The organism is Stenotrophomonas sp. 22692 (assembly GCF_052045015.1).
Classification (GTDB): Bacteria; Pseudomonadota; Gammaproteobacteria; order Xanthomonadales; family Xanthomonadaceae; genus Stenotrophomonas; species Stenotrophomonas geniculata.
The window spans coordinates 95,252-105,854 of record NZ_JBQEMR010000012.1; the positions used below are offsets into that span (position 1 = coordinate 95,252).

Here is a 10,603-nt window from a genome sequence, read left to right on the forward strand (position 1 = left end):
GCGCAGCGGGAGAGACGCCGGGCATGGCCCGGCGCTACCCGCGGTGACGCTGCCGCGTCACCGCTGCGGGGTGATCACCTGTGTCGGCAACCGCGCTGGCGGTGCCGGATTCGGCACCCAGATGGCGACGCCGGCGGCGCGCTTCTGCGTCGTCGGAATACCGATGCCGACGCCGCCACCGACGTGCGAACCGAACGTGCCGGCGCCCACCGACATGCCCACCGGCGAGCCGCTGCTGCCCACGCCCATCAGCACCACGCCATTGGCGCCGAGCGCGGCGGCCTCACGCTTCAGGCGTGCCACAGCGGCATCGGTCTGGCCCTGGGTGCCGAAGCCGACGGCGGACGCCGATTCCAGCTGGGCGATTTCCTGGGAACCGGCCGGTGGCGTCGAGTAGATCTGCACCAGCGCCGGATCGATCGGTGCGCGGGCGCGGCCCAGCATCACCTTGGAGGTGCTGGCACAGCCAGCGGCGACCAGCAGGATGGCCGCCAACGCGGCCCAACGGATGTTCATGGCACGACCCCTGTAGGACTGGTTGCGATCATCGGCGGGCCACTCTGAATCGGCGCCAACACCCGGGCCAGGGCACGCACGGCAGCACGCTAGCACGGTGCGGGTGACAGCTCCGCCAATGGCAGTAGGCGGCGGCAGCGGGAACGTCTATGGTTGGGGCAGGAACCAACTGCGGGAGAGCGGCATGGGTGTGATCAGTCTGTTGTGGGGCGTACTGGCGCTGTTGTGGATGATCCTGGCGCTGATTCCACTGCTCGGCTGGGGCAACTGGTTCCTGATCCCGTTCGCTGCGGTGGGCGCGGTCATCGCCGCGCTGGGCATCCTGTTCACCCACCCGAGCAAGCGTGGCCGGGCCTGGGCGGGCCTGGTCCTGAACGGCATCGTGGTGGTGGTGGGCATCCTCCGCCTCGGCCTGGGTGGCGGCGTGATCTGAGCCCGCGCCCGGGTGCGACAGGGCGTCGCAGGCGCAAGGCCGGTGGCCGGGCAGGGGCGTACAATGAATGGCTGCGCGAGCCCCACGCGTGCCTGTGAATCCGCGCCCGGCGCGGCTGCCCCATGATCATCCGACCCCGTCCCCACGGCTGGCAACTGCTGTACATCCTGCGCGGTTCGATCGTCAAAGCGATCGCGCCCAAGGTGCTGGCCATCCTGATCCTGTCCATCGCCGTGGCCGCGGTGGTCGAGCTGGCGCCGCCCACCGGCATCGAACGCGTGTCGGTCACGCCGTTCACCCTGCTTGGCCTGGTGCTGTCGATCTTCCTCAGCTTCCGCAACAGCGCCTGCTACGAGCGCTGGTGGGAAGGCCGCAAGCTGTGGGGCCAGCTGGTCTACGAATCGCGCTCGCTGGCCCGCCAGGTGAACCTGCTGCTGGCCGATGACACCGGCCGTCGCCGCCGCATCGCCTATCTCACCACCGCCTTCGCCCATGCATTGGCCGGTCGCCTGCGCGGGCGCATCGTGGCGTTGATGGCCCTGCCGTGGCTGGACAAGCGCCAGCGCGAACAACTCGGGCAGCGTGAGAACGTGCCCGACGCGCTGCTGTCGATGATCGCGGCCGAGCTGGCCCAGGCCCTGCGCGCCGGTGACCTCGACCCGATCCTCTACACCCAGCTGGAAGAGCGCCTGCACGCGATGTCGTCGATCCAGGCCGGCTGCGAGCGCATCCTCACCACCCCGCTGCCGTTCGCCTACACCCTGCTGCTGCACCGCTGCGCGTGGATGTTCTGCGTGCTGCTGCCGTTCGGCCTGGCCAGTTCGCTGGGCTGGGGCACGCCGGTGCTGTCGGCGGTGCTGGCCTATGCCTTCTTCGGCCTGGACCAGCTGGGCGAAGAAATGGAAGACCCGTTCGGCCTGGAGCCGAACGACCTGCCGCTGGACGCGCTGGTGCGCACGATCGAGATCGACCAGCTCGACGCGCTCGGCGAACGCCCCTTGCCCGAACCCCTGCTGCCGCAGGGCTACCTGTTGCAATAGCCACTCCTCGGAGCCTGCCATGTCCCACCCGCTTTACCGCCCGCGCCGCATGCGCCATGACGAGTTCTCGCGCCGCCTGATGCGCGAGAACACGCTGACCACCGACGACCTGATCTACCCGGTGTTCGTGCACGAACTGGCCGGCCGCACCGCAGTGCCGTCGATGCCGGGCGTGGAGCGGCTGTCGATCGAAGAGCTGCTGAAGGTGGCCGAAGAAGCGCTGGAGCTGGGCATTCCGGTGATCGACCTGTTCCCGGTGATCGACCCGTCGCTGAAGTCGCTGGATGCGTCGGCGGCGTGGGCCGAGGACGGTCTGGCGCAGCGTGCGATCCGCGCGCTGAAGTCGCGCTTCCCGGAGCTGGGGGTGATGACCGACGTGGCGCTGGACCCGTACACCACCCACGGCCAGGACGGCATCATCGATGACAAGGGCTATGTGCTGAACGACATCACGGTCGAAGCGCTGGTCAAGCAGTCGGTGTCGCACGCCGAGGCCGGTGTGGACATCGTCTCGCCGTCGGACATGATGGACGGCCGCATCGGCGCGATCCGCCGTGCGCTGGATGCCGGCAACCACATCAATGTGCGCATCATGGCGTACTCGGCCAAGTACGCCTCGGCGTTCTACGGTCCGTTCCGTGATGCAGTGGGCAGCGCGGCCAGCCTCGGCAAGGCCGACAAGAAGACCTACCAGATGGACCCGGCCAACGGCGACGAGGCCCTGCGCGAGATCGCGCTGGACCTGGAAGAGGGTGCCGACATGGTGATGGTCAAGCCGGGCATGCCGTACCTGGACCTGGTGCGCCGGGTGAAGGAGACGTTTGGCGTGCCGACCTTCGCCTATCAGGTGAGTGGCGAGTACGCGATGATGAAGGCCGCCTTCGCCAACGGCTGGCTGGACGAGCGCGCCTGCGTGCTGGAGTCGCTGCTGGGCTTCAAGCGGGCCGGTGCCGACGGTGTGCTGACCTATTTCGCGCCGCAGGTGGCGCGATGGCTGCGCGAGCGCTGACAATAGCGCCACGATAGACGGAGGACTGCGCGATGGGACCCGAACTGGGATGGATGCAATGGTTGATCTGGGGCACCGGTACGCTGGTGTTCGGCGCCATCATCGTCGGTGTCTTCATCGCCGCATGGCGCGCGGGCAAGCGCCCGCCGGAGCAGCTCTCCGCCGCCCGCCACGTGGCCCGTGAGCAGGCCCTGCCGGAGAGCGTGCAGGCCGAGCTGGCCGCGCTGAACCAGCGCAAGGACAACGGCCAGTTGAGCGAAGTCGAGTACGAGCAGCAGCGCGCGAAGGTGTTGTCGCGCTGACGGGTGGGTGCCAACCTTGGTTGGCACTTTCCCGCATGCCAACCAAGGTTGGCATCTACCGGGCGGCAGGCACGCACCCCGCAACCGCCGCCACCTTCGGCACCGCCAACCGGTACACATCCACGCCACCGGCACGTGGCGCCTTCGCCGCACTGCTGGCAACCATCATCTCGCCCGGCTTGGCGTTGTCGACCACTGGCGCGCCGGTCCAGCCGCCGGCCTGGTTGAATGACAGCCCCAATGGCTGCAGCGCCGCGCCGGTCCACGCACAGCCGCTGCTCCACACCTGCGCGGTCGCGCCGCTGCCACGGCTGAACACCACCGCGCCGTCGTTGCCCAGCCAGTCGCCGTCGGTCTCGTCGTCGGCGCTGTTCAACGCGGCCAACGCGGTGGCTGGGCCACGCACGCCCTGCGCGTCCAGTGACGCCACGAACAGGTCCCAGCCCGCGCCGCGACCCTGCTCGCGGGCAAACAACAGCCGCTTGCCGTCCGCACTCAGGGCCGGCCCGCGCTCTTCCCGGCGCCCACCATCGCCCGCCAAGGGCTGCGCCTTCCCGAGCTGGCCGTCGGCTTCCACCGTGGCCCGGTACAGCGCCAGCGCGCCCTCGCGGCCGGCCGCGAACAGCAGCCAGCGGCCATCACGGCTGAAGTAGGGATCGCGGGCCTCGCCGGCCACGCCCACCGGCAGCGCCTGCGCCTGCTGCCAGCGGCCCTCGACCACGCGCGCCTGCCACAGGCCCCAGCCCGCCTCGCCGCGGCGTGCGAACACGATGCGCTGGCCATCGGCGCTGATCGTGGCGCGGCCCTCGTCGGCACGGGTGGAGACCACGCCCATGCCTTCGATGCCGTACTCGTTCAACGCCATCGCCACGGGGGCAGAGAGTAGACTGGCGGCAAGCACCAGCAGGGGCGGGGTGATGCGCATCATCCGGGTCCGTGCACGAAAGAGCATCAGTCTAGCCAGCTTGAGGATTCCATGACCGACCGTTACGCCGTCTTCGGACACCCCGTTGCCCACTCGAAGTCGCCGCAGATCCACGCGACGTTCGGTCGCCAGGAAGGCATCAGCATCGACTACCGTGCAATCGACCTGGCCCCTGATGCGTTCCTGGCCGGCCTGGAAGCCTTCGCCGCCGAAGGCGGTGTCGGTGCCAACGTCACCTCGCCGCACAAGGAAGCCGCGTTCTCGGTGTGCACCACCCTGACCGCGCGCGCGCGCCGCGCCGGCTCGGTCAACACGCTGCTGCGCAAGGGCGACCGCTGGCACGGCGATACCACCGATGGCATCGGCCTGGTGCGTGACCTGACCGACCGCCATGGCCTGGACCTGCGTGGCCGCCGCGTGCTGCTGATCGGCGCCGGCGGTTCCGCGCGCAGCGTCGCGCCGGCGCTGCTCGATGCCGGCATCACCGAGCTGGTGGTGGTCAACCGCACACCGGAACGCGCCGATGAACTGATCGACGCGATGGGCGAACCGGGCCGCGCGATCAGCCGCTACTGGGAAGACCTGCGTGACCTGGGTGACTTCGAGCTGATCGTCAATGCCACCTCGGCCGGCCGCGACCGCGACGTCGAGTTCAAGCTGCCGCTGTCGCTGGTCAACTCGATGACCACCGCCGTCGACCTCAACTACGGCGAGGCTGCCATCGCCTTCCTGGCCTGGGCACGCGCGTCGAACTGCCGCAATACCGTGGATGGGCTGGGCATGCTGGTCGAACAGGCCGCCGAGAGCTTCCTGCAGTGGCATGGCGTGCGCCCGCAGACCGATGAGGTCTACCAGTCGCTGCGGCAGGGCTCGGCCGTGCTGGCCGGCGAGGACTGATCGATGGACGGCACAACCCTGCTGGTGACCGTGCTGAGCATGGTGGGCGTGCGCCTGCCGGTGCTGATCGCGCTGTGCATCGGCCTGGTCTGGGTGGTCGGCGCGCCGCGCGATGCCACCCGCACCGGCGCCCTGGCCGGCCTGCTGCTGTTGCTGCTGTCCAGTCTTGGCGGCCTGGCAGCGGGCATCCTGCCGATGTGGCTGGTCAGCAGCGGTAACTTCGGCGCCGTGTCGGGCATCGGCACCATCCTCGGCGTGCTGCACTTCGCGCTGGCAATGGTTGAAGCCATCGGCGTGGTGCTGCTGGTGTGGGCGCTGGTGCGCCTGCTGCGGCTGCGTGGCAACGTGGTGCAGTGACCTCCCGGTGACGGCCCTGGTCTGTCCCCAGCAGCGTTCGGCGTGTTCATCCGGCCGCCGGGTGTCGTCGCTGGCTTGTTCAGGCAGGCAGCGGCGGCGGTCGTGGCCGGCCATGCGACAATGACCGGCCTGATCCAGCTACGGTAGTTCCCGGCGTGACCGAAACCGTTGCCGCTCCGCGCATGCTCGATGACGCCTTGAAGGACGCGATCCGCAAGGCGTACACCACGCTGCAGGCCAATACCCCCGGCTTCTCCACCCGCCGCTCGCAGAGCCAGATGATCGGCGTGGTGTCGCGTGCGCTGTCGAAAAGTGGCGGCGTCGGCGTGGTCGAGGCGCCCACCGGCGTCGGCAAGAGCCTGGGCTACCTCACCGCAGGTGTACCGATCGCGCTGGCCACCAGGAAGAAGCTGGTGATCAGCACCGGCACCGTGGCGCTGCAGTCGCAGCTGGTCGAGCGCGACATTCCCAACTTCCTCAAGGCCACCGGCCTGGAGGCGACCGTGGCGCTGGCCAAGGGCCGTACCCGCTACCTGTGCACGCGCAATGCCGCCGAGGCGCAGGGCGAGGGCTCGCAGGGCGGCATGTTCGAGGATGACGCGCCGCTGTTCGACCGGCCGCTGGCGCCGATCGAGATGGACATCGCCAAGCGCCTGACCGACGCCTTCACCAGCGGCAGCTGGGATGGCGACATTGACAATGCGCCGGAGACCATCAGCCCCGGCCTGCGCAGCCGCATCACCACGCCGGCTTCGGGCTGCGCCGGGCGCCGTTGTGCGTATTCGGCGCAGTGCGCGGTGCTGCGCTCGCGCAATACCGTGCGCGATGCGCAGATCGTGGTCACCAACCACGCGCTGCTGCTGTCGGCGCTGTCGATCGGCGACAGTGACAATGGCCAGCCACTGATCGCGCCGCCGTCGGACATGCTGCTGGTGCTGGACGAAGGCCATCACATCGGCAACGTGGCCATCGACCAGGGTGCGGCCAGCCTGGCGCTGGATGAAATGGCCAAGCGCACCGGCCGCCTGCAGATCCTGATTGCCGGTGCCTACCGCGCGGTCGACAAGGACCGGCTCGGCAACCTGCTGCCCAACGAAGCCATCGAGGTCGCCAGCAACGTGGCCAAGCAGCTGCGCGCGTTCCGTGACCACATCGAGCGGGTGTGGATGCCGGCGCCGGCCGACGAGGAACCAATGTGGCGCGCGGCCAACGGGCGCCTGCCCGAGGCCTGGCGCGAGCCGATCGAGGCGCTGGCCGACGATACCCGCAGTCTCTACAACTGGGCGCATGCCGCCACCGCGCAGGTGGCCAAGGGCAAGCCGGACGATGCCGCACGCGAGCGCCTGCAGCGCAACCTGGGCATGGCGCTGGAGATGATCGAGCAGCAGTACAACCTGTGGCAGGCGTGGCGCCGCGAGGACAAGGACGGCGCGCCGCCGATGGCGCGCTGGGTCACCGCCACCCGCGACGGCGACCTGGTGCTGCACGGCTCGCCGGTGTCGGCCGCGCACGTGCTGCGCAAGCTGCTGTGGGATGAAGTGGACTCGGTGGTGATGACCTCGGCGACGCTGACCGGCGGTGGCGATTTCCAATCGCTGGCGATCGACAACGGCATTCCCGAAGAGGCCGAGATGGTTTCGCTGTCGTCGCCGTTCGACCTGCCCAACCAGGCCGAGCTGATCGTGCCGAAGTTCCCGGTCACGCCGGATGACCGCGAAGGCCATCCGCGCGAAGTGGCACGCTACCTCGACACCGAGCTGGATTGGGCCAAGGGCTCGATGGTGCTGTTCACCTCGCGCTGGAAGATGGAGAAGGTGGCTGGCCTGATGTCGGCCGCGCGCCGCAAGCAGGTGCTGGTGCAGGGCGAGATGTCCAAGACACGGCTGATCGACGAGCACCTGCGCCGTGTCGCGGCGGGTGAGGGCTCGGTGCTGTTCGGGCTGAATTCGTTCGGCGAAGGCCTCGACCTGCCAGGTGAGGCCTGCACCACGGTGGTGATCACCCAGGTGCCGTTCGCGGTGCCGACCGACCCGCAGACCGCCACGCTCAGCGAATGGTTTGAAGGGCGGGGGCTGAACGCCTTCAACCTGATCGCCATTCCGCATGCGCTGCGCACGTTGACCCAGTTCGCCGGCCGCCTGATCCGCACCTCCACCGACACCGGCCGCGTGGTCATTCTTGATTCGCGGCTGCTGACCCGCCGCTACGGCAAGCGCATCATCGACGCGCTGCCGCCCTTCAAGCGCGTGATCGGCTGAGGCGGGGTCGGATCCCTTCCGCAGGAAGGGCTCTGACCCCAGCACGCGCGCTGGCGCTCAACCGCCCTCCGGCTTCCGGCAGCCTGGCCCATAGGCCTCCACGTAGGGTTTGCCGAAGCAGCGCCGCAGTCCATCAAGCACGTCCAGGTTCGGCGGCCACGGCATCTGCACCTGCTGCCCGCCCTCGGTGGTGAAGTGGTAGCGGCCGTCCTTGATGTTCTCCGCCATCGCGGTGGGCGTCGGTATCGCGACCAGCCTCGCACGAGCCTTCTCCAGGGCGCTGCGGTCCTGGCGCAGGAACGCGACCATGCCGTCCACGTAGGCATTCCAGTAACCCGGGTCGCTCCCGTTTACTGGCTTGTGGCTGCGTTCCATCAGCGCAATCGCCTGCGCGGTCTGCCCCAGCTCCGCGCGCAGCTGGCCCTCGTGCCACGTGATGATGACATTGCCTTCTGCCTTGGGCAGTGCGCCGTAGGCGGACAGCAGGTCGGCCGCTTCGCGAGTACAACCACGGTCGGCCAACGGGCGCCAGCCACCTGCCAGGTCCTGATCGAACCGGCCAGGTTCCATCGCCAGCATCGCTGCACGGTCGTAGCTGCAGTCGGGTGCTTTTGGCGGTTCGGCTGCTGCACCCATGGCAGCGGCCAGCGCAAAGGAAAGCAACATCATCTCAACCTCCGTGTTGGTGACTTCCTGGACCACCATAACGGATCAGGATGGGGAGCGCCGGCCGCTGGCCGGCAACCTCATTGATGTGGGGCGTCGCAGTACAGATGCCGGCCAGCGGCCGGCACTACCGTATGGCGGTCAATCGCCCAGAAGCGCGGCGTTGCGCACGGCGCCCTTGTCTGCGCTGGTGGCAAGCAGGGCGTAGGCCTTCAGGGCGCTGGTGACCTTGCGCGGGCGCGCCGCACGCGGCTTCCAGCCGCGGGCATCGGCGTCGGCGCGGCGTTGCGCCAGGGTGGCCTCATCCAGCAGCAGATCAATGCGGCGGGCCGGAATGTCGATGCGGATGCGGTCGCCGTCTTCCACCAGGCCGATCGCGCCGCCGCTGGCCGCTTCCGGCGAGACGTGGCCGATCGACAGGCCCGAGGTGCCGCCGGAGAAGCGGCCATCCGTGAGCAGCGCGCACTGTTTGCCCAGCCCCTTCGACTTCAGATAGCTGGTCGGGTACAGCATTTCCTGCATGCCCGGGCCACCCTTCGGGCCTTCGTAGCGGATCACCACCACCTCGCCGGGTTGCACTTCGTCGGCGAGGATGCCGGCGACGGCGGCGTCCTGGCTTTCATAGACGCGCGCGGGGCCTTCGAACACATGGATCGATTCGTCCACGCCGGCGGTTTTCACCACGCAGCCATCGACAGCCAGGTTGCCGCGCAGCACCGCGAGGCCGCCTTCCAGCGAATACGCATGTTGCAGCGAACGGATGCAGCCCCCGGCGCGGTCCAGGTCCAGCGTCGGCCAGCGCGTGGCCTGGCTGAAGGCCTCCTGGGTGGGAATGCCGGCTGGGCCGGCCTTGAAGAAGGTGTGCAGGGTGTCGTTGTCACTGCGCACCACGTCCCAGCGTTCCAGTGCGTCGGCCAGGCTGGCGCTGTGCACGGTTGGCACCGTGGCATCGAGCAGGCCGGCGCGATCCAGCTCACCGAGGATGCCGAACACGCCGCCGGCGCGGTGCACGTCCTCGATGTGGTACTTCGGTGTGTTCGGCGCCACCTTGCACAGCTGCGGGACGCGTCGCGACAGCGCGTCGATGTGGGTCAGGTCGAAGTCGACCTCCGCTTCCTGCGCTGCGGCCAGCAGGTGCAGGATGGTGTTGGTGGAGCCGCCCATGGCGATGTCCAGGGTCATCGCGTTGGCGAACGCGGCCTGGGTGGCGATCCCGCGCGGCAGCGCCGTCGGATCCTCGCCGCCATACCAGCGATGGCAGAGCTCGACGATCAGCCGGCCGGCGCGGCGGAACAGCGCCTCGCGGTCGGCATGGGTGGCCAGCGTAGTGCCGTTGCCGGGCAGCGACAGGCCCAGCGCTTCGGTCAGGCAGTTCATCGAGTTGGCGGTGAACATGCCCGAGCAGGAGCCGCAGGTGGGGCAGGCGCTGCGTTCAAAGGCCGCGACCTTCTCGTCGGAGGCGCTGTCATCGGCGGCCACCACCATCGCGTCGACCAGGTCCAGCTTGTGCTCGGACAGCCTGGTCTTGCCCGCTTCCATCGGCCCGCCGGAGACGAACACCACCGGGATGTTCAGGCGCAGCGCGGCCATCAGCATGCCAGGGGTGATCTTGTCACAGTTGCTGATGCACACCAGCGCGTCGGCGCAGTGCGCGTTGACCATGTACTCCACGGCGTCGGCGATGATCTCGCGGCTGGGCAGCGAGTACAGCATGCCGTCGTGGCCCATCGCGATGCCGTCGTCCACGGCGATGGTGTTGAATTCCTTGGCGACGCCGCCGACCTGTTCGATCTCGCGCGCGACCAGCTGGCCGAGGTCCTTCAGGTGCACGTGGCCGGGCACGAACTGGGTGAAGGAGTTGGCGATGGCGATGATCGGCTTGTGGAAGTCGCCGTCCTTCATGCCGGTGGCACGCCACAGGGCGCGGGCGCCGGCCATGTTGCGGCCGGCGGTGGAGGTGCGGGAACGGTATTCGGGCATGGCTGGCGGAACGGGCGGGCCGTACGACGTGGGAGTCAGCCGATCATGGCCAATTTTTTCGGTTGCTGCTGCAACCACCGGAGGTGGTCCGGCCGGGCTGCGCCCGGCACCCGCCGAAGCACCCGCCGAAGCAACAGCCGAAGCAACAGCGGGCTTCCTGCGGGAGGAGGGGGGGGGGGGGGGGGGGGGGGGGGGGGGGGGGGGGGGGGGGGGGGGGGGG

General features: G+C 69.1%; 11 protein-coding genes. 7 read left to right on the plus strand and 4 right to left on the minus strand.

What is annotated here, in order from left to right; all coding sequences use genetic code 11:
- Positions 1–57 precede the first annotated feature (57 nt).
- Positions 58–516 carry a hypothetical protein gene (locus ACTJJM_RS11620; RefSeq protein WP_010482223.1) on the minus strand — a complete coding sequence of 153 codons (459 nt, stop codon included), beginning with the start codon at positions 514–516 and terminating at the stop codon, positions 58–60.
- Positions 517–700: 184 nt separating this feature from the next.
- Here ACTJJM_RS11620 and ACTJJM_RS11625 point away from each other — a divergent pair, with 184 nt between their 5' ends.
- From ACTJJM_RS11625 to ACTJJM_RS11640, 4 genes are all read left to right on the plus strand, one after another.
- The gene (locus ACTJJM_RS11625; RefSeq protein ID WP_006475755.1) at positions 701–949 is read left to right on the plus strand and encodes a hypothetical protein; all 249 of its coding nucleotides are present in this window, start codon (positions 701–703) and stop codon (positions 947–949) included.
- A 122-nt stretch (positions 950–1,071) separates the two neighbouring features.
- Positions 1,072–1,989 (plus strand): bestrophin family protein, encoded by a 918-nt coding sequence (locus ACTJJM_RS11630; protein WP_010482217.1) that lies wholly within the window; start codon positions 1,072–1,074, stop codon positions 1,987–1,989.
- Between the two features lie 19 nt (positions 1,990–2,008).
- Positions 2,009–2,998 carry a porphobilinogen synthase gene (gene hemB / locus ACTJJM_RS11635; protein WP_010482215.1) on the plus strand — a complete coding sequence of 330 codons (990 nt, stop codon included), beginning with the start codon at positions 2,009–2,011 and terminating at the stop codon, positions 2,996–2,998.
- Between the two features lie 32 nt (positions 2,999–3,030).
- Positions 3,031–3,300: a hypothetical protein gene (locus ACTJJM_RS11640; RefSeq protein ID WP_071305558.1), complete on the plus strand. Its 270-nt coding sequence runs from the start codon at positions 3,031–3,033 to the stop codon at positions 3,298–3,300.
- A 55-nt stretch (positions 3,301–3,355) separates the two neighbouring features.
- Here the strand turns inward: ACTJJM_RS11640 and ACTJJM_RS11645 are convergent, their stop codons facing one another.
- Positions 3,356–4,228, minus strand: a complete 873-nt coding sequence (locus tag ACTJJM_RS11645; protein WP_440865562.1) for a hypothetical protein — start codon at positions 4,226–4,228, stop codon at positions 3,356–3,358.
- A gap of 48 nt (positions 4,229–4,276) precedes the next feature.
- On the opposite strand from ACTJJM_RS11645, the gene aroE reads away from it, so the two are divergent.
- From aroE to dinG, 3 genes are all read left to right on the plus strand, one after another.
- Positions 4,277–5,122, plus strand: coding sequence for a shikimate dehydrogenase (aroE, locus tag ACTJJM_RS11650; protein WP_019661661.1), 846 nt, complete (start codon positions 4,277–4,279; stop codon positions 5,120–5,122).
- Between the two features lie 3 nt (positions 5,123–5,125).
- Positions 5,126–5,479: a hypothetical protein gene (locus tag ACTJJM_RS11655; RefSeq protein ID WP_134730918.1), complete on the plus strand. Its 354-nt coding sequence runs from the start codon at positions 5,126–5,128 to the stop codon at positions 5,477–5,479.
- Positions 5,480–5,661: 182 nt separating this feature from the next.
- Positions 5,662–7,737 (plus strand): ATP-dependent DNA helicase DinG, encoded by a 2,076-nt coding sequence (gene dinG, locus ACTJJM_RS11660; RefSeq protein ID WP_171952697.1) that lies wholly within the window; start codon positions 5,662–5,664, stop codon positions 7,735–7,737.
- A 57-nt stretch (positions 7,738–7,794) separates the two neighbouring features.
- Here dinG and ACTJJM_RS11665 read toward each other — a convergent pair whose 3' ends face one another.
- Together ACTJJM_RS11665 and ilvD are read right to left on the minus strand one after the other, a co-directional pair.
- Positions 7,795–8,406, minus strand: coding sequence for a hypothetical protein (locus tag ACTJJM_RS11665; protein ID WP_159360708.1), 612 nt, complete (start codon positions 8,404–8,406; stop codon positions 7,795–7,797).
- Positions 8,407–8,544: 138 nt separating this feature from the next.
- The gene (gene ilvD, locus ACTJJM_RS11670) at positions 8,545–10,383 is read right to left on the minus strand and encodes a dihydroxy-acid dehydratase (protein ID WP_440865565.1); all 1,839 of its coding nucleotides are present in this window, start codon (positions 10,381–10,383) and stop codon (positions 8,545–8,547) included.
- Between the last annotated feature and the right edge of the window lie 220 nt (positions 10,384–10,603).

Excerpts from the sequence above, each read along its gene's own strand:
- ACTJJM_RS11620 (WP_010482223.1), bottom strand. The coding sequence starts at position 516 with ATGAACATCCGTTGGGCCGCGTTGGCGGCCATCCTGCTGGTCGCCGCT.
- ACTJJM_RS11625 (WP_006475755.1), top strand. The coding sequence starts at position 701 with ATGGGTGTGATCAGTCTGTTGTGGGGCGTACTGGCGCTGTTGTGGATG.
- ACTJJM_RS11630 (WP_010482217.1), top strand. The coding sequence starts at position 1,072 with ATGATCATCCGACCCCGTCCCCACGGCTGGCAACTGCTGTACATCCTG.
- hemB (WP_010482215.1), top strand. The coding sequence starts at position 2,009 with ATGTCCCACCCGCTTTACCGCCCGCGCCGCATGCGCCATGACGAGTTC.
- ACTJJM_RS11640 (WP_071305558.1), top strand. The coding sequence starts at position 3,031 with ATGGGACCCGAACTGGGATGGATGCAATGGTTGATCTGGGGCACCGGT.
- ACTJJM_RS11645 (WP_440865562.1), bottom strand. The coding sequence starts at position 4,228 with ATGATGCGCATCACCCCGCCCCTGCTGGTGCTTGCCGCCAGTCTACTC.
- aroE (WP_019661661.1), top strand. The coding sequence starts at position 4,277 with ATGACCGACCGTTACGCCGTCTTCGGACACCCCGTTGCCCACTCGAAG.
- ACTJJM_RS11655 (WP_134730918.1), top strand. The coding sequence starts at position 5,126 with ATGGACGGCACAACCCTGCTGGTGACCGTGCTGAGCATGGTGGGCGTG.
- dinG (WP_171952697.1), top strand. The coding sequence starts at position 5,662 with ATGCTCGATGACGCCTTGAAGGACGCGATCCGCAAGGCGTACACCACG.
- ACTJJM_RS11665 (WP_159360708.1), bottom strand. The coding sequence starts at position 8,406 with ATGATGTTGCTTTCCTTTGCGCTGGCCGCTGCCATGGGTGCAGCAGCC.
- ilvD (WP_440865565.1), bottom strand. The coding sequence starts at position 10,383 with ATGCCCGAATACCGTTCCCGCACCTCCACCGCCGGCCGCAACATGGCC.